Consider the following 23,076-nt stretch of genomic DNA (forward strand, 5'->3'; position numbering starts at 1 on the left):
CGTTTCCATGCCGAACACGCAAGTTAAGCTCCGAGATGTCGATGATACTGCACGGGAGACTGTGTGGAAAAGTAGATAGTCGCCAATTAAGTTGGCCGATTACGGGGCAATTTAAGAGCGTCGATTCTCATCGACTAAATTGCCCGTAAATGTCCATTTAGGACATTTACCTGCAGGGGAGGCTCTGTGGAAGAGTAGGTCGTTGCCAGATTTGTATATGGATCTTTAGCTCAGTTGGTTAGAGCAACCGGCTCATAACCGGTCGGTCCGGGGTTCGAGTCCCTGAAGGTCCACCATATGGGGGTATAGCTCAGTTGGGAGAGCATCTGCCTTGCACGCAGAGGGTCAAGAGTTCGAATCTCTTTATCTCCACCAAAAACAGTCTGAAAAGGCTGTTTTTTTATTTTTTTGATTAAAATATAGTAGTTTAATTATATATTTATGTTCTAATAATATTTAGTTACTCAAAAACTGATAAATATATATTTAGAAAATTAATAAATGCAATTTTTCTGGTATTGTAATGCATTTCTTTTAATAAATCGACAAAAATATTTATTTTTTTTAAAAATATTGCTAAAATTAATAAAAAATATTATAATTATGAATAAGATTATTTTAAAAGTTGCAATTTTTATATATTTAAAAATCTTGCAATTATAGGACAGTATAAAAAAGGGGGATAACTATGAAAAAGAGACTAGCTGTATTACTATCATTAGTTATGACAGCATCATTAGTATTTGGAGGATGCAAAAAGACAGAATCAACTTCAGCATCTAATAGTTCAGATGTAATAAAAATTGGAGTATTTGAACCAATGACCGGAGCTAATGCAGCAGGAGGAGCATTAGAAGTTGAAGGTGTAAAATTAGCTAACAAGCTGTATCCAACAGTTTTAGGTAAAAAAGTAGAGCTTGTAATAGTTGATAACAAGTCTGATAAATCTGAAGCTGCTACTGCAGCATCAAGATTAGTTGAAAAAGAAAAGGTAACTGCTATTATAGGAAGCTGGGGTAGCGGGTACTCAATGGCTGCAGGACCAATAATTAAGGATGCAAAAGTTCCTACTGTAGCTGCTTCTGCTACAAATCCATTGGTAACTCAAGGAAATGATTATTACTTTAGAGTATGTTTTATAGATCCATATCAAGGAACAGTAATGGCTAACTATGCTTACAGTAAGCTAAATGCTAAGAAAGTGGCAATAATTCAGGAAGTGTCAAACGACTACGCTGTTGGACTAGCTAAATATTTTAAAGATTCTTTTACAAAGTTAACAGGAGATGCAAATTCTGTAGTATCTGTATCAAATTATAATACCGGTGATCAGGATTTTTCAGGTATACTTACAAACATAAAAGCTCAAAATCCAGATGCAATATTTGCACCAGGTAATTTCACAGAGTCTGCACTAATTATTAAACAAGCAAGACAGCTTGGAATAACTGCTCCATTTATAGGTGGAGATACATGGGAAACTCCTGAGTTTATAGATATTGGTAAAGAAGCTGTTGAAGGGGCTACTTTCTCAACTTTCTTTGCAACAGAAAAACCAATAACAAAAGAATCAGAAAAGTTCATGGAAGAGTATAAAAAAGAGTATAATGGCAAGGAACCAGCAGCAGTTGCAGCTTTATCTTATGATGCTTATATATTAATATTAGATGCTATAAATAGAGCAGGAAGTACAGATCCTGTTAAAGTAAGAGAAGAACTTGCCAAATCAAAGGACTTCCAAGGAGCTGCAGGTGTTATAAACTTTGATGAAAATAGAAACGCAGTTAAGAGTGCGGTTATTAAAGAGGTTAAGGGTGGAAAGTTCACATTTAAAGAAATAATAGATTCTGCAAAATAATATAACTTAAGGTAGTACGGAGCTTCAAGGAAACTTGAAGTTCTGTAACTATTTAAGAAAATTTTAGGGGGGACAACATGAGTCTTAATTCGTTTTTACAGCATCTTACTAATGGAGTGTCTCTTGGAAGTTTATATGCATTAGTAGCTATAGGATATACTATGGTTTATGGAATACTTAGACTTATAAACTTTGCTCATGGAGATATTTTTATGATGGCAACATACTTTGCTTTTTATGGTATAGCAGCTTTTATGCTTCCATGGTATGTTTCTTTCATAGTAACAATAATACTTACAGCACTTCTTGGAATTGTAGTTGAAAAATCAGCCTATAAACCTATAAGAAATGCACCTAAAATATCCATTATGATATCAGCTATAGGAGTTTCATTCTTTCTTCAAAATTTAGCAACAGTATTATTTGGTGGAAGACCTAAGAAGTTTCCTGAGCCAGCTATATTTACACAAGTTATTCATATAGGGAATGTATCACTTCAAAGACTTACTTTAATAATACCAGTTGTTACTGTAATAATATTATTTTTACTTTTATATTTAATAAATAAAACAAAAAGCGGTATGGCTATGAGAGCAGTTTCAAAGGACTATGAGACAGCTAGCATAATGGGTATTGATGTTAATAAAACAATATCTTTTACTTTTGCCATAGGCTCAATACTTGCTGCCTTTGGGGCTATTATGTGGGGGATGAAGTTTCCACAGGTTCAGCCTACAATGGGGGTTATACCAGGTCTTAAATGCTTTATTGCAGCTGTAATAGGTGGAATAGGAAATATAACTGGAGCTGTAATAGGCGGTTTTATTCTTGGTATAGGGGAAATACTTCTTGTAGCTTTCCTGCCTTCATTAACAGGTTATAGAGATGCCTTTGCATTTATACTTCTTATAGTAATTCTTCTATTTAAACCTACTGGCATCATGGGCGAAAATATTTCAGAGAAAGTGTAGGTGAAGAGGATGAAAAAAAGAAATTATATTTTAACAATAAGTGCTTTAGCACTTTTAATAGGATTTTTAATATTTGCTCATATATACTTAGATTCCTATATAGTAAGAATATTAAATATGTGTGCTATTTATGTAGTACTTGCTTTAAGCATGAATTTAATTAATGGTTTTACAGGTTTATTTTCTTTAGGACATGCTGGATTTATGGCTGTAGGTGCATATACAACCGCACTTTTTACTATGTCTAAAGAAGTAAAGATGCAGAACTTTTTTATGACTCCAATAATTAAGCCTTTAGAAACAGTTCAATGGCCTTTTATTGCAGCTTTAATATTAGGAGGAGCTTTATCTGCTATTATAGCATTTTTAATAGGTGCTCCAGTATTAAAACTAAAAGGAGACTATTTGGCAATTGCTACACTTGGTTTTTCTGAAATAATAAGAATTATATTTACAAATACACAAAGCATTACAAATGGAGCTTTAGGTATAAAAGGTATACCAAATACTACTAACCTTGGGTGGAGTTTTGGAATTGCAATATTTACAGTAATTTTTATATTGCTGCTTATAAACAGTAGCTATGGAAGAGCTTTAAAAGCTATAAGAGAAGATGAAATAGCAGCTGAAAGCATGGGAATAGGTTTATTTAAGCATAAAATTCTATCCTTTATGATAGGAGCCTTTTTTGCTGGTGTAGGGGGAGGACTACTTGGCAACTTATTAGGTACAATTGACCCTAACATGTTTAAATTCTCTTTAACCTTTAACATACTTCTTATAATTGTTTTAGGTGGAATGGGAAGTGTAACAGGAACTATTATTTCTTCTTTTGTAATAACTATTGCAGGTGAAGCATTAAGATTTTTAGATGAAAGCATGAATTTAGGTTTTATAGTTATACCAGGAGTTGCAGGTCTTAGAATGGTTGTGTTTTCGGGACTTCTTATGATAGTTGTGTTATTTTTCAGCAATGGTTTAATGGGAACAAGAGAGTTTAGTTGGGATAAATTTATCAGTTTTCTTACTAGAAAACCTCTAAAAAAAGGAGGTAACTAAAATGAGCTTACTTAAAACAGAAAATGTAGTTATGCAGTTTGGAGGCTTGACAGCAGTAAAGGATTTTAATCTGGAGCTTAATAAAGGTGAAATTGTTGCATTAATTGGTCCTAATGGTGCTGGAAAGACTACAGCTTTCAATATGATAACAGGAGTTTATACTCCAACATCAGGTAAGATATATTTTAATGGTAAAGATATTACAGGAATAAGGCCGGATAAAATTACAAAATTAGGTATAGCAAGAACCTTTCAAAATATAAGATTATTTAAGGATTTAAGTGTACTTGATAATGTTTTGATTGCAAATCATCTTCATATTAATTCGGGGCTTTTTAGTTCAGTGTTCAGGATGCCTTGGTACTTAAAAGAAGAAAAGTCCATGGTTAAAAAATCTTTAGAGCTTATAGAGAAGGTTGGGCTTATAGATGTGGTAAATGAAAAATCAAGTTCCCTTCCTTATGGTAAGCAAAGAAGACTTGAAATAGCAAGAGCACTTGCTACAAACCCACAGGTACTTTTACTTGATGAGCCTGCTGCTGGAATGAATCCAAAGGAAACAGAAGATTTAACAGAGTTTATACAGCATATAAGAGATGAATTTGATTTAAGTATATTTATGATTGAACACCATATGCAGGTAGTAATGGGAATATCTCATAAAATTTATGTTTTTGACTATGGAGTTACTATTGCAAAAGGAAGCCCTTATGAAATACAGAATAACCAGAGGGTAATAGAAGCTTATCTGGGGGTGAATGAAGAAGATGCTTAAAATAGATAATTTGGTTGTATCCTATGGAGGTATAGAAGCTTTAAAAGGAATCAGTCTTGATGTAGAAGATGGAAAAATTGTTTCTTTAGTTGGTGCAAACGGAGCAGGTAAAAGCACTATGTTAAGATCTATAATGGGGCTTGTTAAACCAAAAAGCGGTTCAATTAAATATAATAATATAGACTTATTAAATTTAAAAACTAAAGATATGGTTAACAATGGTATAGTTTTAGTACCAGAGGGAAGAAGAGTTTTTTCAAATCTTACAGTGCTTGAAAACTTAAAAATAGGAGCTTTTACAAGAAAAGATGAAAAAGGTATTAAAGAGGATATTGAGTGGGTATACAGTCTTTTCCCAAGACTAAAAGAAAGAAGCTGGCAATTGTCTGGTACACTTTCTGGAGGTGAGCAGCAAATGCTTGCTATAGGAAGAGCACTAATGTCAAGACCAAAGCTTTTAATGATGGATGAGCCGTCTTTAGGCCTTGCACCTTTAATTGTTAAGGATATGTTTAATATTATTAAGGAAATACACAAGCAAGGTGTTACCATACTTTTAATAGAACAAAATGCAAATGCTGCTCTTAAAATTTCTGATATTGGGTATGTAATAGAAACAGGAAGGATTACTCTTAAGGGTGAAGGAAAAGAACTTCTCCAAAACGAAGAGGTTAAAGCAGCATATTTAGGACAAAGTACAAAAAAATAAATTTATAAAAACTAGTCTTAATAGACTAGTTTTTATTTTTGAAAATTTCATTAACAAATTGTTAATAGACTAGTAAAGTTAAATGTATTAAAATGTAAGTAAATGCTTTAATAGAAGGATTGAAAAATATATGTCTTTATATAGAATAAAGCAGTTTTACTGGTCAATAACTTCTAAAATAGAATTAGAGGATAGAAAATTTATAGATAAATACTTAAATAATGATGAAAAAAAGTTATTTAACAAGCTCTCAGTATATGAACAAAAGCACTGCATAAATACAGCAAGAGACGTTATTAAAGCCTGTAAAGATGCTGGAATTATAAATGAGATGCTTATTAAGGCTGCGCTTTTGCATGATATTGGAAAAACATGCAAAAAATTAAATCCAATAGAAAAATCTTTAATTGTAATTTTAGACAGTATATCTAAAGGAAAGCTTAAAAAATTTTCAAATATTAAAAAAATAGATGTTTATTATAATCATGCTTATAAGGGTTATAATATTTTGAAAGATATAGGAAATTATGATGATAGGTTTCTTTATTTAATAAAAAACCACCATAACAATACTATTAAGGAAGATAAAGAACTAGATATATTAAAGAAATGCGATAGTAAAAATTAATATAGGAGAGATTATATGAGCTCAAAAGAAAGAAGAAAACTTATTGAAGAATTTTTAATAAAAAGAGGAGCTCCTCAAAAAGGTCAGGATTTAGCTAAGGAATTAGGAGTTACAAGACAGGTAATAGTTAAGGATATAGCTATACTTAGAGCAGAGGGTATAAATATAATAGCAACTCCAGAAGGTTATATGATACCAAAGGATGAAAAACATAAAATTAAAAGAGTTATAGCAGTATGTCATAATCCAGATGAAATTGAAGATGAGCTTACCTGTATCGTAAAGTTTGGAGGTACTATAGAAAATGTTATAATTGAGCATCCTTTGTACGGTGAGATGAGAGGTATGCTAATGATAAAAACTTTGTATGATGTTCAAAATTTTATGGAAAAGTGCAAAAAATATAAGGCAGAGCCTTTGTCTGCACTTACAAGAGGAGTTCATATCCATACTATTGAAGCAGACGATAAGGAAACTATGGAACGGATAATTAAAGAATTAAAAAATAAAAAATATATAATATCAGACTAAATTATTGGGGGAAAGTAAAATGCAAAAAGTAGCATTATTAAAGTGCAGTGACTACAATGTAGAACTTATAGAGAAAACCTTAAGAAACGGCTTTGAGCTTTTAGGTGGGGACTCTTACCTTAGAAAGCTTATACCACATGGGAGCAGTGTTCTTTTAAAGCCCAATATGCTAAGTATAGAACAGGCTGGTTCGCCGGTTATAACTCATTATGCTGTTTTTGAAGCTGTAATACGTATAATTAAAGATTATTCAAGTAATATAAGTTTTGGAGACTCACCAGGATTTGGAGATCCAAGAAAAGCTGCAGAAAAAAGTGGCCTTATGGCAGTTGCTAACAAGTTTGGAGTAAAGTTTGAGGACTTTAAAGAAACTATTCATGTTAAGCTTGATAATTCAATTCTCTGCAAGTCTTGGGATGTGGCAAAAGCTCCTTATGAAGCTGATGTTGTTATATCTCTTCCAAAGTTAAAGACGCATGCTATGGCTTATTTCACAGGTGCTATAAAAAATCAGTTTGGATGTATTTCAGGAACTCAAAAGGCTGGCTGGCATACAAGAATGCCTGATGCTAATAATTTCTGCAAAATGCTTTTAGATTTAAACACGTTAATTGGTACAAGTTTCGCTATATTAGACGGAATAATTGCAATGGAAGGTAACGGTCCTAAAAATGGAAATCCTCATAAGATGGATACAATTATTATGGGTGAGTCTTTAAGTGCTGTAGATTCTGTAGCAGTAAGACTTATAGGTTATAATAATCCTCTGGATACACCTACACTTAAGGAAGTTTATGATAATAAATGGGGAGCTGTTCTTGAAGAAGAAATTGAAGTAGTTGGAGAAACAATAAGTAGTATGAAAGCAGAGAATTTTAAGCTTTCAAGAAAAGGGGGGACTTTTCACTTCTCAAGTCCTGCAGTTTCAAGATTTCTATCAGGAATGCTGGCACCAAGTCCATCTCTTATAGAGGATAAGTGCATAGGCTGTAAAAGATGTGAAGAGGTTTGCCCGGAAAAAGGTAAAGTTATAAAAATGGTAGAGAAAAATAATAAATTAAAACCTGTATGGGAGATGAAAAATTGTATAAGATGTTTCTGCTGCCAGGAATTATGTCCTGCAGGAGCTATAGAAACTAGGAATACAACTTTAGGGAAATTATTAGGTATGGATAAGAGAGGTTAACTATGAAAAAAAGAAATTACGGGTTAATTACGTTAATTGTCTTAATAATTTTTATAATTTTGTTTTTTGACAGAATAGTAAGCTTCTTAGTAAATATAAAATGGTATGAAGAGGTAGGTTATCTTTCAGTATACTTTACAAAGCTGTCAGCTATAGCAAAGCTTATGATTCCATTATTTTTTATAGTTTATATTGGAATATGGCTTTATTACAGGAGTTTAAGAGCAAATATTGCTAAAATATCTAATGTAATAGATGTTAACAAAAAGCCTTTAGAGAGAAAGATATTTATTATAACAAATTCATTAATATCTTTTTTAATATCTTATGCTATAGCATCTAACTATTGGTATAGAATACTTCAGTTTACAAATTCCGTAAGTTTTAATTTAAAAGACCCTATTTTTAATATGGATGTTTCATTTTTTATTTTTAAACTTCCTTTAATTGAATCCTTATATGGAGCAGTTATGGTTTTACTAGTGTTTTTAGTTATAATAACTCTAGTTGTATATTTTATGTTAAATGCTAAAGATAGACTCTTTACAAGAGATATAAAGAATGCCTTTACACAGGCAAAAGGTATAAAAAGCGGTATAACAAGGTTTGCTGGGAAACAGCTTGCAATTGTATCTGCACTTATATTGCTTTTTTTATCAGCAGGCTATATATTAAAATCCTTTAATATACTTTATAGTCCCACAGGTGTAGTCTATGGTGCGGGATATACAGATATAAAGGTAAGCCTGCTTTTTTACAGAATAATAAGTGCAGTATCCGTAATAGCATCAATAGTTATATTTTTAAGTGTGCTTAGAGGTAAGGTTAAGCCTATAATAGTTTCTATAATTAGTATTGTAGTTTTAATTATAGGTCATGGTATAGCTTTTGGAGTTGTTGAAAATTTTATAGTAAAATCCAATCAGATAAGTCTCGAGCAGCCTTATATAATTAATAATATAAATTATACAAGAAAAGCATTTAATATTGACAGCATTGAAGAAAGTACATTTGAAGTTAAGAACAACTTAACTAAGGAAGATATAAAAGAAAATAAAGAAACAATTGATAATATTAAAATCAATTCCTATAAGCCGGCTCTTGAATTTTACAATCAAGTACAGGTTATTAGATATTATTATGATTTTAATGATATTGATATAGACAGATATAATATAAACGGCAAGTATAATCAGGTTTTTATTGCACCAAGAGAGATAGATTCAAGCAAATTAGAAGACAATGCAACAACCTGGCAGAATAAGCATTTAATATATACTCATGGTTATGGAGTAGTTATGAGCAAAGTTAATTCTGTAACTTCAGAAGGACAGCCTGATTTTGTAATTAAAGATATACCACCTGAAAACAGCACAGATATAAGGCTTGAAAATCCAAGAATATACTTTGGTGAAAAGACAAATGAATATGCTATAGTTAATACAGACAGAGCAGAATTTGATTATCCAAAGGGCGGAGATAATCAGTGGAATAAGTATGACGGTAAAGCAGGAATAAAGATGAGTTTTATAAACAGAGTACTTTTTGCAATTAATGAAAGAAATATGAATTTCCTGCTTTCAAGAGATATAAATAGTGACAGTAAAATACTTATAAATAGAAATATTATGGAGAGAGTACAGAAAATAGCACCATTTTTAAGCTATGACAGCGATCCATATATAGTTATAAGTGATGGAAAGCTGTATTGGATAATAGATGCTTATACTACCTCCGACAGATTTCCGTATTCACAGCCTTATAATAATATAAACTATATTAGAAATTCAGTAAAAGTTGTAATTGATGCTGCAGATGGTGATACAAATTTTTATATTGTAGATAAAAATGATCCTATAGCTATCAGCTATTCAAAGATATTCCCAGGGCTTTTCAAAGATGTAAGTACACTGCCTACGGATTTAGTAAGCCACTTTAGGTATCCGGAAGGAATATTTAATATACAGTGTGAGGTGCTTGGAAAATATCACATGACCGATGCAGGAGTATTTTATAATGGAGAAGATTTATGGGAAGTTTCAAAGAATCAAAAAACAGTAGAAGGCGAGAAGCAAATAAATGAAGGGTCTTATATGGTTATGAGGCTGCCAGATAATGATAAAGAAGAAATGATACTTTTAGAGTATTTTAATATGAGAAACAAGGATAATATGGTAGCTTTACTAGGTGCCAGAATGGATAAAGATAACTATGGAAAGATAGTTCTTTATAAATTCCCGACACAAAAAACCATATACAGTCCGTATCTTTTTAAACAGAAACTAAACCAAGACCCTTTAATTTCCAAGGAAATATCTCTTTGGAATAAGGAAGGTTCAGAAATTATATATGGAGATACAATGATTATACCTATAAATAACTCTCTTCTTTATATTGAACCTATTTATTTAAGAGCAACTGGTAAAAATAGTATTCCCGAGATGAAAAGAATAGTGGTTTCCTATGGAGACAGGATAATACTTGCTGAAAGTGTAGATAGTGCTTTAGAGCAAATATTCAACTATACTCAGGAAACAAAACAAATGCCGCAAACTTCAAGTACTAATATGGATTCTAATACTAAAGAAAAAATAAAAGGAGCAAAAGAAGTATTTGATAAAGCTATTGAAGCTCAAAAAAATGGAGACTGGGCAAAGTACGGTGAATACATTAATAACCTTCAAAATATTTTAAATGAATTAAATAAGGATTAAATTTTTAAAGTAAAAGGGAAAATAATTGTTCCCTTTTATTTTTTGCATACTTAATCAGTTTAAACTTTATAAAAGTGTAAAGAATACCAATGTATAAGCATAATTTTTAAAGCAATATTATAAAAATTTTTTTCAAATTATTTCATACACTTTATTCCTAAAGATAAAATTGGTAATATAATAGAAGAGGGAAAAATAAAATTGAACAGTATCGAAGGAAGATTTTAAAAGGCTATATAATAATATTCCTATAGGTACAGAGGTTGTGATACACTAAAGACCTAGGAAACTAGGAGGAAGGTTTTAATTTATGGATTATGATATACTTATTTTAGGAGGGGGAATCATAGGCTGTGCTGCAGCTTATGAGCTTTCTAAGTATAGTTTAAATATTGCAGTAATAGAAAAGGATTATGATATTGCAGATGATGTAGCTCTTATAAATTCGGCTGTAGTATATGATGGTATAGAATGCAGTGATTCTTTGGTTTCTAAGCTTGAGGTAATGGGAAATAATATGTTTGATGAAATTACCTCAAAATTTAAAGTTCCATTTAAGAGAACAGGAGGCCTTATAATAGCAGGTAATAAAAAAGAAGAACAAAAGATAATAAAAATGTATGATAGAGCTGTTAAAAGAGGAATTCAAAATATAAAGCTTTTAGACAGCTCAGAGGTATATAAAATGGAGCCTAATCTTAATATTAAGGTTGAAAAGGCACTTCATTCTGAAAATATAGGGGTTGTTTGTCCCTATGATTTGGCTTTGGCCTATGCAGAAGTTGCTTTTGATAATGGCGTTAATTTTAAGCTTGAGGAAGAGGTTATAGATATTCAAAGAATATCAAAAGGTTTTAAAGTTGAAACTAATAAAAATAAATTCACCTGCAAAATGGTAATAAACACTGCTCCTGTAAAAAAATATAGTATAGATGAAAATTATGAGGACATAGTAAATAATGTTTTCTATTTAAAATATTTTTTACTGGAAAAGGATTTTAAGGGGATTTTTAAAAATACTTTATTTACCATAAGTTCAGAGGGGGAAAGGGAATTTACTATTCCTTCTATGCAGGGCAATACTATAGCTGCACTTAATACAAAAGAAAATTTAAGCTATAATGAAAGCATTAAAAAGATATCTGCTATTATAAATGGTGTCAAGGATGAAAATATTACAAGCTTTTATCAGTCTATGTTTTATAAAAATAATGTACTTATAGATGACAGTTCAGTAGATAAAGGTTATATAAAAATATCGGCAAAGCACTATGGAGAAGTTACAATGACACCTTCTATTGCCAAAATAATCTGTGAAACTGTGGTAAGTAATATGAAATGCAGGCTTAAAAAAGATTTTCACGATAAAAGAAGGGAATTTTATAAATTTAGAGAATTATCTAATAAGGAAAGAGATGAAATAATAAAATTAGATAAAAGATATGCAAAAATAGTCTGCCTTTGTGAAATGATTACTGAAGGTGAAATAATCGAGGCTATAAGAAGACCTTTGGGTGCCCGTACTCTTGAAGGTGTAAAAAGAAGGACTGGTACAACACTAGGAAGCTGCCAGGGAGCATATTGTACAAGTAAAATAGTTTCTATATTAGCTAGAGAAACAAACAAACAAATAACAGAGATAGTTAAAGATTCTAAAAATTCTAGAATTGTATTAAACAGGATAAAAGAATTTGATGGGGTGTAATTTATGGATTGTGGCAGCAAAAGCGGAATCTTAACTACTTTAGTCAGAATAAAAGGTTCAAAACTTAATGTAGTACCTGTAAAAAGCAGTAAGCCCATAGATAAAAAACTTTGGATAGAATGTTCAAAGGCACTTAGCAGAATATATGTAGGAGTTCCTATAAAAATTGGGGATGTAGTTTGTAAAAATATTTTAAATACAGGTGTAGATATTATCTGTACCAAAAATGTAAATAAAGAATAAGTTATTTTAAGAATAGGAGAGGTAGTTATGTTAGACTTAAGAAGAATAAGAAGTAATCCAGATGAAGTTAAAGCACTTATAGGAAGCAGAGGAGAATCTTATGTTGCATTTATAGATGAGATACTAAGTCTTGATGAAAAAAGAAGAGAAATTTTAGTACAGGTAGAAAATTTAAAAAGCAGAAGAAATCAGGTTTCAGCAGAAATACCAAAGCTAAAAAAGGCAGGACAGGATGTAGAGCCAATAATGGCTGAAATGAAGAAGGTAGGAGAAGAAATTAAAGTTTTTGATACAGAACTAGCTTCAATAGATGAAAAAATAGAGAATATATTATTAAGAATACCAAACACTCCAAACCCAAGCGTTCCAGATGGAAAATCTGATGAAGATAATGTTGAAATAAGAAGATGGGGAGAGCCTGTTAAGTTTAACTTTGAGCCAAAAGCTCACTGGGATTTAGGAACCAGCTTAAATATTTTAGATTTTGACAGAGCAGGTAAAATAACAGGTTCAAGATTTACTGTTTACAAAGGACTTGGAGCAAGACTTGAAAGAGCAATAATTAATTATTATTTAAATACTCATGTAGATGAAAATGGATATACAGAAATATTTCCGCCTTTTATGGTAAACAGAAAAAGCATGACAGGTACAGGACAGCTTCCTAAGTTTGAAGAAGATGCTTTCAAAGTAGCTAATACAGACTATTTCTTAATACCTACAGCAGAAGTTCCTGTAACTAATCTATACAGCGATGAAATATTAAATGGAGCAGATTTGCCTATAAAGCATGTTGCTTACAGTGCTTGTTTCAGGGCAGAGGCAGGTTCAGCTGGAAGAGACACAAGAGGGCTTATAAGACAGCACCAATTTAACAAAGTAGAGCTGGTTAAGTTTACAAAGCCTGAACAGTCCTATGAAGAACTTGAAAAATTAACAAATGATGCTGAGAAAGTTCTTCAGGGGTTAGGACTTCCTTATAGAGTTGTTAAACTTTGCAAAGGAGATTTAGGTTTTTCATCAGCTTGCACTTATGATATAGAAGTTTGGATGCCAAGCTACAACAGATATGTAGAAATCTCAAGCTGCAGTAATTTTGAAGATTATCAGGCTAGACGTGCTAATATAAAATACAAAGATAATCCAAAAGATAAGCCTCAATACGTTCATACTCTAAATGGCTCGGGAGTTGCTGTAGGAAGAACAGTTGCAGCGATACTTGAAAACTATCAAAATGAAGATGGAACTGTAACTATACCAGAGGTATTAAAAGCATATATGGGAAACATTGACCAGATAAAGTAAAAATTAAGTGTTGAATATTTTTAAGTTTTACTGTAAATTATATAGTGTGCAGGGAGACAATGACCTTGCACACTGAAATAAAAATTATAGCAAAAATATTGTTGACAAAACAAAAACTCTTTGCTATAATAATCATTGTCGTCAGATATATGGAAAGATGGTCGAGTTGGTTTAAGGCACCGGTCTTGAAAACCGGCGTACGGGTGACCGTACCGTGGGTTCGAATCCCACTCTTTCCGCCATTTAAATATAATATGGAGACGTACTCAAGTGGCCGAAGAGGACGGTTTGCTAAACCGTTAGTAGGGGCAACTCTAGCATGGGTTCGAATCCCATCGTCTCCGCCATAGAGGCACCTAACTTAGTTTAGGTGTTTTTAAATATATATGCGGCGGTAGCTCAGTTGGATAGAGTAGCTGGCTACGAACCAGTTGGTCGGGAGTTCGAATCTTCTCCGCCGCACCAAAATGCTCTTAAAGCTAATAATATTAATGCTTTAAGGGCATTTTTATTTTTTTAAAACAGCTGATAATATTTTTCAATATAAGTTGACAAATTTAACTTAGTATTGTACTATAATACATAGATGATAATGATAATTAATATCAATTCGATATAGTTATCAGGGATTTAATTAAACAATTAGGAGGTTAAATATGAAACTAAAATCAATAAGTTCTATGATTCTTGCTTGTGCATTATTTATAACAGGATGCTCAAGTGCAACAGAAAAAACACAAGGTGAATCTAAGGTCGAGGAAAGCTCTTCTGTCACTTATCCAATTACAGTTAAACATGCATTCGGGGAAACTGTAATAGAAAAAGAACCCAAAAATGTTGTTGCAATTTCTTGGAGTAATCAAGATACCCCTTTAGCATTAGGAGTTGTACCAGCTGGTGTATCTAAGGCAAACTATGGTAAAACAGATGAAAATGGATTATTACCTTGGACAGCAGCAAAATATAAAGAATTAGGAGTGGATAAACCAGTTGTTTTTGACGACGTTGATGGTTTAGATTATGAGGCTATAAGTAATTCCAAGCCAGATGTTATATTAGCAGCATACTCAGGGATTAAACAAGAAGAATATGATTTATTAAGTAAAATTGCTCCTGTAGTAGCATATCCTAACCTTCCGTGGCAAACATATTGGAGAGATCAAATAATAACTAATGCAACTGGAATGGGTAAAAAAGCAGAAGGAGAGAAATTGGTTTCAGATTTGGAGAAATTAATAGCAGAAAAAGCTGCTAAGTATCCTAACATTAAAGGTAAAAAAGTTGCTTTCTGTTACTTTAGTCCTACTGATTTAGGTAAGTTCTACATATATACTTCAACAGATCCCCGTGTAGCGTACCTGTATGATTTAGGATTAGTAGAGGCTGATAGTGTTAAAGAAATTGCGAAAGATACAAAAAGTTTTGCTCTTACAATTAGCTCCGAAAATATTGATAAATTAACAGATGTAGATGTAATTGTGGCTTATGGAAATGATGCATTATTAAAACAACTTCAAGCTGATAAATTATTAGGAACACTTCCAGCAATTAAAAATGGTGCTGTTGCACTTATTGAAGATGGATCAGCACTGGCAGCATCTGCTACCCCAAGTGCCTTATCTATTCCTGCAACTATAGATGAATATTTAAATATAATTGGAGAGGCAGCAGATAAAGTAAAATGAAATTTACAAAGATAATAGGAATATATTTAGTGAGTTTTATTTTTCTAGGTATGTGTGTACTTTCATCCTTGGCATGGGGGTCAAAAAACATAGAATTTAGTCAGGTTATAAATTCTTTACTAAATAATCAGGATATGTCTTTTGCTGCATTAGTGGTTCGTGAGCGTATTCCTAGAACAATTTTTAGTATTATGGCAGGGGCTTCTCTTGGAATATCAGGAGCCCTTATGCAATCTATAACTAGAAATCCAATAGCTGACCCAAGTATCTTAGGTGTTAATACAGGGGCATCTTTATCTGTTGTAATTGGAATAGCATTTTTTAATATTAATTCAGCAAATCAGTATATTTGGCTTGCACTACTTGGAGCAGGCATAACAGCAGTGCTTGTATATTTTATTGCATCTATTGGCAATGGTGGAATGACTCCTATTAAGCTTGCATTATCAGGGTCTGCAACTAGTGCAGTTTTAACATCTTTAGTAAGTGTAATTATACTTCCTAGAAGCGAGGTTATGGATGAATTTAGATTTTGGCAGGTTGGTAGTGTAAGTGGTGCGACTTGGGAGGATATTAATTTAATATTACCATTCATAATAATTGGATTAATAATAAGTATAGTAGCAACGCCAGCACTAAATGTTTTAGCATTAGGAGATGATGTTGCAACTGGTCTAGGTGTAAATAAAGGTTTTATAAGAGTTGTTTGTGCAATTGCAGGAGTTATACTATGTGGTGCAATTACGGCAATCGCTGGTCCTATTGCATTTATAGGGTTGATGATACCCCACAGCATACGTCTTATTTTTGGTTCAAATTTAAGGGGAATAATTCCCTTATCTGCTATTGGAGGTGGAGCACTTTTAATAATTTCAGATGTTTTGGGAAGAGTAATTGGAAGTCCAGGTGAAGTTCAGGTAGGAATTATAACAGCATTTATAGGAGCACCAATTCTTATTATAATTGCTAGGAAAGCGAAGGTGAAAGCTATATGATACAAACTAATCACACTATGATTAGACCGGGTTATATTAGAAGAAAAACTCGTTTGATTAGCATTAATATAATTTTACTTATTGTAACAGTATGTACTTGTCTAATTATGCTTTTATATGGAAAAACTAATTATGATTTAAATACAGTTATAAGAGTTCTTACTGGAGAACAAATACAAGGAGCCAACTTCGCTATAGCAACTCTACGTTTACCAAGAATGCTTTGTGGACTTTTAGCTGGATTAGCTTTCGGTATATCTGGGAATACTTTTCAAACTATGCTAAGAAACCCATTAGCAAGTCCTGATATTATAGGAATAAGCTCAGGTTCAAGTGTTGCGGCAGTTTTCTGTATATTGGTTCTTCGTTTAAGTGGGACTGGTGTTTCTATAGCTGCAGTAACTACTGGAATTTTAGTAGCATCGCTTATATATGTGCTCTCTAAAGGTTCAAATTTTTCAGGTGGAAGGCTTATACTTATAGGAATTGGAATGCAGGCAATGATAAATGCACTTATAGCATATTTACTGGCTAAGGCTTCACAACATGATGTAGGAGCTGCACTTAGATGGTTAAGTGGAAGTTTAAATGGAATGCGTATTGAAGATGTACCAGCTTTATTTATCGTTGTTGTTATATTTGGAATTATTATTTTATGTTTAACAAAACAGCTTCAAATATTAGAATTGGGGGATGAGTTTGCAACTACACTTGGTATTAAAATAAATTTAATACGGATTATTCTAATTTTAAGTTCTGTATTTTTAATTGCTTTTGCAACGGCTGTTACAGGACCTATATCTTTTGTTGCATTTTTATCAGGTCCAATAGCAGCTAGGCTTGTTGGATTAGGAGCACCAAATAGTTTAGCCTCAGGTTTAGTTGGAGAATTATTAGTACTTGTAGCAGATATGATTGGTCAGTTTGCTTTTGGTACAAGATTTCCTGTAGGTGTAGTTACAGGAATTTTGGGAGCGCCATATATGCTATTTCTATTAATAGTTATAAACAGGAGGGTTTAAGTATTAAATGGGCTTAAACGGGCTATCTGTTACTGGAAGTGACGTTCTTAGATTGATTGGGTCCTATGAAATAAAATGAAGGAGGAAGTGTAATGACTAAAAAACAACTATTATTTGAAGCAAAAGAAATAGTAACTGGATATGACAAAAAGATTATAATTGATGGAATTGATATAACTATTCCAAGTAATAAAATAAGTGTTATTATCGGAGCTAATGCATGTGGTAAATCAACTTTACTTAAAACACTTGCAAGACTTATTAGACCTGTGTCAGGAAAAGTTATAATTGATGGTAAAAAAATTACTTCAATGCCTTCTAAAGAACTAGCAAAAGTTTTAGGTCTACTTCCTCAATCACCAATAGTTCCAGAAGGTATTACTGTTTGGGATTTAGTTTCAAGAGGTAGATATCCATATCAATCCTTTTTGAAAAGTATTGATAAAACTGATTTTGAAGCTGTAGAAGAAGCACTTGAAATAATGGGAATAACAGAACTTGCTAATCGTAATGTAGATGAGCTGTCTGGTGGGCAGCGTCAGAGAGTTTGGATTGCTATGGCACTTGCTCAGCAAACAGATATACTTCTACTAGATGAGCCTACAACCTATCTTGATATTGCTTACCAGGTAGAAATTCTTGATTTATTAACGGATTTAAACCGTAAAAGAGGAACTACTATTGTAATGGTGCTTCATGATATAAATTTGTCTGCTAGATATGCGGATTATATATTTGCTCTTCGTAATGGGAAATTAATTGTTCAGGGGACACCATCAGAGGTTATAACATCAGAATTAATCCATACAGTATTTGGATTAGATTGTGTGGTTATAGAAGATCCAGTATCATCTTCACCTTTTATAATTCCAAGAGGAAGACATCACTCTATATCCACAAAAGCAAGTGATAATAGTCTGGAAAAGCCAAGACTTGTAATAGGATAAGTTGTAGGCAATCCAGTTTGTCAGGAGTTTGAATCTTTTCTGCAACTGATGTCATTTCTGTAACCAATTCTTATATTATCCATAAAATATAAATATGAAGATTTTAATCTACAATAAAAATCATGGCAATAGTAATTTTAATAATGCTATATATTAAAAAATATAACAGTAGAGTTTCAATAATTTTATATAAGGTGAGGTTATTCAATGAAAAAAGCATCAGGATACAGGAGTGAACATTTAGGGTATGATGTTAATAAGCTAAAGCTCATTGGACAGGGGCATCAAGGTAAGGTTTATATGCTGCCAAATGATAAAGTACTAAAGGTGTTCTATAATTCAGAATCTTGCAAAAAACAGCTTGAAGTGCTTTTAAAAGCAAAAGACAGTAGGTTTTTTCCTAGTGTGTATGGTTTTGATAATTATTCTATAATCATGAGCTTTGTTTATGGAAGTCGTCTATCATTTTATTTAAAGCAAAATAATATTAATAAACACCTTTCTCTTGAACTTGTAAGACTAATAGAAGAGCTAAAGAGACTTGGATTTACAAGACTTGATGCACGACTTGGACATATTTTTCTGCAACCGGATGATACTGTTAAGGTTATAGATCCAAGAGAAAGCTATGAAAGAAAACAGCCCTATCCAAAATCAATGCTGAAGGGTCTTCAGAAACATGGTGATTTAATGCTTTTTTTTGAATATATTAAACATGACTATCCAGAGTATTATAAATATTGGAGAAAAATGATGTATAAAGAGCATCGGCATTAAACACTTAAAAAATATATATATTGACTTAATATAACAATTTAGTTATAAAAAATACATTTTTTGCAAAACATATTGACTATACTGCAAAAAAATGTGTAACATTTATGGTATAGGATATGTTTGAGGAGAAATGTAAAAATGAATATAAAAAACTCATTAATAGAATCTATGGTTGAAATGTTTCAAATGTTTGGATTAAATATTTCTTTTAAGGAAGATAAATATCAAAATCATCAGTTTTTGGGAGAACAAGTTAATGTATTAGTAGGACTTACAGATGGTTTGACAGGAAATGTAATAATCGGTTTTAAAAAATCTATAGCTTTAACTATAGTATCTGCTATGATGGGTGGAATGCAAATAGAGGAATTAGATTTTATGGCTAAAAGTGCCCTGGGAGAACTGGCAAATATGGCATTAGGTTCTGCTATTATGAAGCTTAAATCAGATAAAATAATAAGTTTATCTCCTCCTACTGTTTTAGTTGGAGAGGAAATGTCTTTAACTGTAAGCGGCAGCAAATCTACAAGGCTTACATTCGGCCTTAATGAAGATTTATTTAATATTATAGTTTCTATTGAATAGGGTATAGAGCATTTGCCCTATACCTTTTAAAGTTTACTGCCTATTTTTTCACCCATAAGTACATAGGTTTCAAAACCTGATTTTGTCTGATTAACTATATCTTCGTCAATTCTTATTTTATCAGGTTCAAAAAACATAATTACAGTAGAGCCTCCAAATTTAAAATAGCCTTTTTCATCACCTTTAGTAACTCTTTTGTTTGGAGTATAAGTTTGAATTATTGAACCTACACAGGTTGCACCTACTTCAACATAAAGAACATCTCCAAAATTATCGGAATGAAACGTGCTCCATTCTCTTTTATTTTGGCAAAAGAGGTTTTTAATCTTTAGAAGAGCTATAGGATTAACTGAGTAATAGGTTCCTTTTATTTTTTTTGTTTCACCACAGCTTCCGCTGTCTATAAAGTGAAACCTATGATAGTCCGTAGGGCAAAGCCTTAGTATAAGGCAGGTACCTCCTTCATATTTTAAAGTTTCCTTGTCATCCTTTATAAGTTCTCTAAGACTATAGGTAAAGCCTTTTACTTGAACAAGCTTATTTAGGTCTATATTTTCATAAGCTAAAAGGCGGCCGTCACCAGGAGAAACTACAGAATTTATGTTCATATCTACAGGTCTTCCATGAGGCTTTAATTTTCTATAAAAAAAATCATTAAAGGAAGTAAAGTCTTCTGAATTTTTTTCATAGATATTCATATCAAGATTAAATTCATTAATAAATTTATTTATCTTGAATTTGCTTATTCCTCTGTCTAAATACCAGCCATATAATTTTGAGAAAAGCTTCTTTTTAATTACAGCTTCTAAAAAAGTCATTCCAATAGGAGAAGAATAGATCCAATTTAAATATTTTTCTCCAGCAATCTTTTCTATTTCATATTTTTTAGTTTTTCTATTGTAGTATTTTATCATGCCATATCCTCTTTAAATTTTTTATTTTTTATAAAGTCCTCTGCTGCTTAAATACATTGCAATTAAACTTCTATATGTAAAGCATATAACAAAATAACCGTTTAATAAAGTATTATTTTTGTAATAAATATGCTTTTCTATCCATTTATTCAATGCTATTGACTTTACAATAAAACTATACTAAAATGTTATGGTGAATAAAATATGTTTCCGTAGCTCAGAAGGATAGAGCGACCGCCTCCTAAGCGGTAGGCCGTGGGTTCGATTCCCGCCGGGAACACCAGAAAACTGTCAGTATTTTTAGCTGGCAGTTTTTTATTTTATGTACCACAAATTGGATTAGCATTAAATTAAAAATTTATTGAAATTAGCATTGAATATTGTTCAATAACCTATCATAATAGATATTGTGAATGTATATTTATTTTTTACTTAGGGGGAAGAAATTGTTGTCAAGTAAGGAAAAATCTATAGGGCAAATATATAAAAAACATATTAAACTTATAATAATACTTATATCTGCTACAGTTTTATCAATATTCTTCTTACTTTTAATAAATTTAAACAGAAATTATAAAGACAGCAATTTAGTAAATGTACTTGGCAAGCAAAGTATGCTTACACAAATGATGGCTAAAAATACTGGAAGGATATATACAATAAACTCAGTATTGCAGGAAAATTTATATGACAAAAGTAATGAAGAAAATTTAAAATATAAACTTTCACAGACAATAAAAAAATTAGAAGATTCTAAAGATGAATATGACAGGCAATATAGCTTAATTAAAAAAGGTTATGTAGTTGTAGATAATAAAAAAATAAGTTTTAAAGGTGCTGAAAAAAAGCTTATCCCTGTTTTTGAAAAAAATGATGAAATATGGAGTAATTTTAAAGAATCTATTGATATTGTATTAAAGGAGCAGAGTAATTCTCAAGAAACAATAAAAGCAATTAAATATATAAATGAAAATAACGAAAAACTTTTAAATTATAGTGAAGAAATAACACGCATAGTTTTGGATTATAATAACAAAGAAACTATGATTATATACTATATTATAATTATTCTTGCAGTTTTAATGCTTGTATTTCTTGCATTGTTTATTAATAAAGCCTATAAAGAATTATTTGTACCAATAAGTCAATTATATAAAGGAATGTCACAGCTTGGTATAACTTTAGAAGATTCATTAGATGTAAAATCAGAAAAAAATGATTTAATGCCTGTATTTTCAGAAGTAAACATGGTGTTTAATCAGCTTAACAGTTTAATTACGCTTATTGAAAATTTAAATAAAAACATCCCCTTTAAAGATATTTTAGAATATATTTTTAAATCCTTTTCTAAATACATACCTTATACACATATAGGTGTTGCATTAATTGATGATGATGGTAAGACAATTAAGGCTTCCTACGGAATAAGCGATAAGGTTCATAAAAACTTAGCTGAAAATATGGCAGAATTTAAGATAGATATTAATAAGACAAGCTTATCTCGTATTGTTGAAAGCGGTAAAGAAAGAATTATAAATGACTTAGAGGAATATGTTAAAAAAGTATCCGATAAAGAATATAATAAAATACTTCTTGAAGCAGGAATAAGAGCCTCTATTACTTTTCCGCTTAAAAATAAAAATGAAGTTATAGGAATAATATTTTTTTCAAGTAATATTAAGAATGTATACAGAAAAGAGCATGTAAGGTTTTTAAGAATGCTGGCAAACAGCATTGTGTTAAGCCTTGAAAAAGATATATTTAATCAGGATATGATTATAAGTTCAACTCTTGCACTAGCAAAGCTTACAGAGGAAAGAGATCTTGAAACAGGGGAACATCTTTATCGAATGAAAATATATTCTAAAATGATAGCAAAGTTTTTATCAAAAGAAGAAAAATATAAAAATATTATTGATTTAGAATATATAAACAATATTGAAAGATTCAGCCCTCTTCATGATATAGGAAAAGTTGCAATTCGTGATGAAATATTACTAAAGCCTGGTAAGCTTACTGCTGAAGAATTTGAAATTATGAAAACGCACGCATTGTATGGAGCAAAGGTATTAAAAGCTGCTGAAGAGAACTTGAAGAAAAAAGGAAGAAATATATTTTTTATGGCTATAGAAATAGCTGAAGGACATCATGAAAAATGGGACGGTTCTGGGTACCCCTATGGAAAAAAAGGAGAAGAAATACCTCTTAGCGCCAGAATTGTTGCTATAGCTGATGCATTTGATGCATTAACAAGCAAAAGGCCCTACAAGGAGCCTTTCAGCTTTGAGCATTCCGTTAAAATAATTAATGAAGGTTCCGGCACTCATTTTGATCCTTATATTGTAGAAGTATTTAATAAAAATATTGATAAAATTAAAAGTAAGTACTTGGAGTTTAAATATAAAAATATTTTATAAAACAGTAAAACACATCTAATTGAAAAATTCTTTTAGATGTGTTTTAATCT

The 23,076-nt window shown here is 31.4% G+C and carries 19 protein-coding genes, 6 tRNA genes, 1 rRNA gene and 1 pseudogene; 26 read left to right on the top strand and 1 reads right to left on the bottom strand.

The features are described from left to right. The 24 genes and pseudogenes from rrf to M2651_RS10000 form a co-directional block, all read left to right on the top strand. Positions 1–88: ribosomal RNA gene (gene rrf, locus M2651_RS14495) — 5S ribosomal RNA — on the top strand; the annotation flags it as partial. Between the two features lie 131 nt (positions 89–219). Continuing rightward, positions 220–296: transfer RNA gene (locus M2651_RS09890), tRNA-Ile, on the top strand. Positions 297–299: 3 nt separating this feature from the next. Next, positions 300–375, top strand: a tRNA-Ala gene (locus M2651_RS09895). Positions 376–688: 313 nt separating this feature from the next. Then, entirely contained in the window at positions 689–1,858 is a 1,170-nt protein-coding gene (locus M2651_RS09900) for an ABC transporter substrate-binding protein (RefSeq protein WP_252132197.1), read from the top strand. A gap of 77 nt (positions 1,859–1,935) precedes the next feature. After that, on the top strand, positions 1,936–2,829 hold the full coding sequence (locus M2651_RS09905) for a branched-chain amino acid ABC transporter permease (protein ID WP_252132198.1): 894 nt from the start codon (positions 1,936–1,938) through the stop codon (positions 2,827–2,829). A gap of 9 nt (positions 2,830–2,838) precedes the next feature. Further along, entirely contained in the window at positions 2,839–3,888 is a 1,050-nt protein-coding gene (locus M2651_RS09910; RefSeq protein WP_252132199.1) for a branched-chain amino acid ABC transporter permease, read from the top strand. 1 nt (position 3,889) lies between these two features. Next, positions 3,890–4,663 carry an ABC transporter ATP-binding protein gene (locus M2651_RS09915; RefSeq protein ID WP_252132200.1) on the top strand — a complete coding sequence of 258 codons (774 nt, stop codon included), beginning with the start codon at positions 3,890–3,892 and terminating at the stop codon, positions 4,661–4,663. Beyond that, the gene (locus M2651_RS09920) at positions 4,656–5,372 is read left to right on the top strand and encodes an ABC transporter ATP-binding protein (RefSeq protein ID WP_252132201.1); all 717 of its coding nucleotides are present in this window, start codon (positions 4,656–4,658) and stop codon (positions 5,370–5,372) included. Before M2651_RS09915 ends, M2651_RS09920 begins: the two co-directional genes overlap by 8 nt. A 130-nt stretch (positions 5,373–5,502) precedes the next feature. Then, positions 5,503–6,000: an HDIG domain-containing metalloprotein gene (locus tag M2651_RS09925; RefSeq protein WP_252132202.1), complete on the top strand. Its 498-nt coding sequence runs from the start codon at positions 5,503–5,505 to the stop codon at positions 5,998–6,000. A gap of 15 nt (positions 6,001–6,015) precedes the next feature. Further along, positions 6,016–6,531, top strand: a complete 516-nt coding sequence (locus tag M2651_RS09930) for a transcription repressor NadR (protein WP_252132203.1) — start codon at positions 6,016–6,018, stop codon at positions 6,529–6,531. A 19-nt stretch (positions 6,532–6,550) separates the two neighbouring features. Beyond that, the gene (locus tag M2651_RS09935; protein WP_252132204.1) at positions 6,551–7,717 is read left to right on the top strand and encodes a DUF362 domain-containing protein; all 1,167 of its coding nucleotides are present in this window, start codon (positions 6,551–6,553) and stop codon (positions 7,715–7,717) included. A gap of 2 nt (positions 7,718–7,719) precedes the next feature. Next, the gene (locus tag M2651_RS09940; protein ID WP_252132205.1) at positions 7,720–10,431 is read left to right on the top strand and encodes a UPF0182 family protein; all 2,712 of its coding nucleotides are present in this window, start codon (positions 7,720–7,722) and stop codon (positions 10,429–10,431) included. Between the two features lie 310 nt (positions 10,432–10,741). Further along, positions 10,742–12,136 carry an NAD(P)/FAD-dependent oxidoreductase gene (locus tag M2651_RS09945; protein ID WP_252132206.1) on the top strand — a complete coding sequence of 465 codons (1,395 nt, stop codon included), beginning with the start codon at positions 10,742–10,744 and terminating at the stop codon, positions 12,134–12,136. A 27-nt stretch (positions 12,137–12,163) separates the two neighbouring features. After that, positions 12,164–12,379, top strand: a pseudogene (locus tag M2651_RS09950) (DUF1667 domain-containing protein); the annotation flags it as partial. Positions 12,380–12,406: 27 nt separating this feature from the next. Continuing rightward, positions 12,407–13,684, top strand: a complete 1,278-nt coding sequence (gene serS / locus M2651_RS09955) for a serine--tRNA ligase (RefSeq protein ID WP_252132208.1) — start codon at positions 12,407–12,409, stop codon at positions 13,682–13,684. 151 nt (positions 13,685–13,835) lie between these two features. Beyond that, positions 13,836–13,926, top strand: a tRNA-Ser gene (locus M2651_RS09960). Between the two features lie 14 nt (positions 13,927–13,940). Continuing rightward, a tRNA-Ser gene (locus M2651_RS09965) sits at positions 13,941–14,031 on the top strand. A gap of 41 nt (positions 14,032–14,072) precedes the next feature. Beyond that, a tRNA-Arg gene (locus M2651_RS09970) sits at positions 14,073–14,149 on the top strand. 191 nt (positions 14,150–14,340) lie between these two features. Then, entirely contained in the window at positions 14,341–15,369 is a 1,029-nt protein-coding gene (locus tag M2651_RS09975; RefSeq protein ID WP_252132209.1) for an iron-siderophore ABC transporter substrate-binding protein, read from the top strand. Then, positions 15,366–16,364: a FecCD family ABC transporter permease gene (locus M2651_RS09980; RefSeq protein ID WP_252132210.1), complete on the top strand. Its 999-nt coding sequence runs from the start codon at positions 15,366–15,368 to the stop codon at positions 16,362–16,364. Before M2651_RS09975 ends, M2651_RS09980 begins: the two co-directional genes overlap by 4 nt. Then, a complete protein-coding gene (locus M2651_RS09985) occupies positions 16,361–17,386 on the top strand; it encodes a FecCD family ABC transporter permease (protein ID WP_252132211.1) in 1,026 nt (341 codons plus the stop codon). The genes M2651_RS09980 and M2651_RS09985 overlap by 4 nt, the downstream gene beginning before the upstream one ends. A gap of 92 nt (positions 17,387–17,478) precedes the next feature. Next, positions 17,479–18,333: an ABC transporter ATP-binding protein gene (locus M2651_RS09990; RefSeq protein ID WP_252132212.1), complete on the top strand. Its 855-nt coding sequence runs from the start codon at positions 17,479–17,481 to the stop codon at positions 18,331–18,333. A gap of 207 nt (positions 18,334–18,540) precedes the next feature. Next, the gene (locus tag M2651_RS09995) at positions 18,541–19,110 is read left to right on the top strand and encodes a serine/threonine protein kinase (RefSeq protein WP_252132213.1); all 570 of its coding nucleotides are present in this window, start codon (positions 18,541–18,543) and stop codon (positions 19,108–19,110) included. Between the two features lie 138 nt (positions 19,111–19,248). Then, a complete protein-coding gene (locus M2651_RS10000; RefSeq protein ID WP_252132214.1) occupies positions 19,249–19,695 on the top strand; it encodes a chemotaxis protein CheX in 447 nt (148 codons plus the stop codon). A 26-nt stretch (positions 19,696–19,721) separates the two neighbouring features. On the opposite strand, the gene M2651_RS10005 is transcribed toward M2651_RS10000, so the two are convergent. Next, the gene (locus M2651_RS10005; RefSeq protein WP_252132215.1) at positions 19,722–20,609 is read right to left on the bottom strand and encodes a phosphatidylserine decarboxylase; all 888 of its coding nucleotides are present in this window, start codon (positions 20,607–20,609) and stop codon (positions 19,722–19,724) included. 206 nt (positions 20,610–20,815) lie between these two features. On the opposite strand from M2651_RS10005, the gene M2651_RS10010 reads away from it, so the two are divergent. Continuing rightward, a tRNA-Arg gene (locus M2651_RS10010) sits at positions 20,816–20,892 on the top strand. Between the two features lie 166 nt (positions 20,893–21,058). Next, positions 21,059–23,026, top strand: coding sequence for an HD domain-containing phosphohydrolase (locus M2651_RS10015; protein WP_252132216.1), 1,968 nt, complete (start codon positions 21,059–21,061; stop codon positions 23,024–23,026). Positions 23,027–23,076: the final 50 nt, after the last annotated feature.

The organism is Clostridium caldaquaticum, from assembly GCF_023806125.1.
GTDB lineage: Bacteria > Bacillota > Clostridia > Clostridiales > Clostridiaceae > Clostridium_AT > Clostridium_AT caldaquaticum.

Bases quoted from the DNA above. Each gene is read 5' to 3' on its own strand.
- M2651_RS10005 (WP_252132215.1), bottom strand. From the start codon at position 20,609: ATGATAAAATACTACAATAGAAAAACTAAAAAATATGAAATAGAAAAG.
- serS (WP_252132208.1), top strand. From the start codon at position 12,407: ATGTTAGACTTAAGAAGAATAAGAAGTAATCCAGATGAAGTTAAAGCA.
- M2651_RS09980 (WP_252132210.1), top strand. From the start codon at position 15,366: ATGAAATTTACAAAGATAATAGGAATATATTTAGTGAGTTTTATTTTT.
- M2651_RS09900 (WP_252132197.1), top strand. From the start codon at position 689: ATGAAAAAGAGACTAGCTGTATTACTATCATTAGTTATGACAGCATCA.
- M2651_RS09910 (WP_252132199.1), top strand. From the start codon at position 2,839: ATGAAAAAAAGAAATTATATTTTAACAATAAGTGCTTTAGCACTTTTA.
- M2651_RS09915 (WP_252132200.1), top strand. From the start codon at position 3,890: ATGAGCTTACTTAAAACAGAAAATGTAGTTATGCAGTTTGGAGGCTTG.
- M2651_RS09930 (WP_252132203.1), top strand. From the start codon at position 6,016: ATGAGCTCAAAAGAAAGAAGAAAACTTATTGAAGAATTTTTAATAAAA.
- M2651_RS09925 (WP_252132202.1), top strand. From the start codon at position 5,503: ATGTCTTTATATAGAATAAAGCAGTTTTACTGGTCAATAACTTCTAAA.
- M2651_RS09945 (WP_252132206.1), top strand. From the start codon at position 10,742: ATGGATTATGATATACTTATTTTAGGAGGGGGAATCATAGGCTGTGCT.
- M2651_RS09905 (WP_252132198.1), top strand. From the start codon at position 1,936: ATGAGTCTTAATTCGTTTTTACAGCATCTTACTAATGGAGTGTCTCTT.
- M2651_RS09995 (WP_252132213.1), top strand. From the start codon at position 18,541: ATGAAAAAAGCATCAGGATACAGGAGTGAACATTTAGGGTATGATGTT.
- M2651_RS10000 (WP_252132214.1), top strand. From the start codon at position 19,249: ATGAATATAAAAAACTCATTAATAGAATCTATGGTTGAAATGTTTCAA.
- M2651_RS09975 (WP_252132209.1), top strand. From the start codon at position 14,341: ATGAAACTAAAATCAATAAGTTCTATGATTCTTGCTTGTGCATTATTT.
- M2651_RS09940 (WP_252132205.1), top strand. From the start codon at position 7,720: ATGAAAAAAAGAAATTACGGGTTAATTACGTTAATTGTCTTAATAATT.
- M2651_RS09920 (WP_252132201.1), top strand. From the start codon at position 4,656: ATGCTTAAAATAGATAATTTGGTTGTATCCTATGGAGGTATAGAAGCT.
- M2651_RS09935 (WP_252132204.1), top strand. From the start codon at position 6,551: ATGCAAAAAGTAGCATTATTAAAGTGCAGTGACTACAATGTAGAACTT.
- M2651_RS09985 (WP_252132211.1), top strand. From the start codon at position 16,361: ATGATACAAACTAATCACACTATGATTAGACCGGGTTATATTAGAAGA.
- M2651_RS09990 (WP_252132212.1), top strand. From the start codon at position 17,479: ATGACTAAAAAACAACTATTATTTGAAGCAAAAGAAATAGTAACTGGA.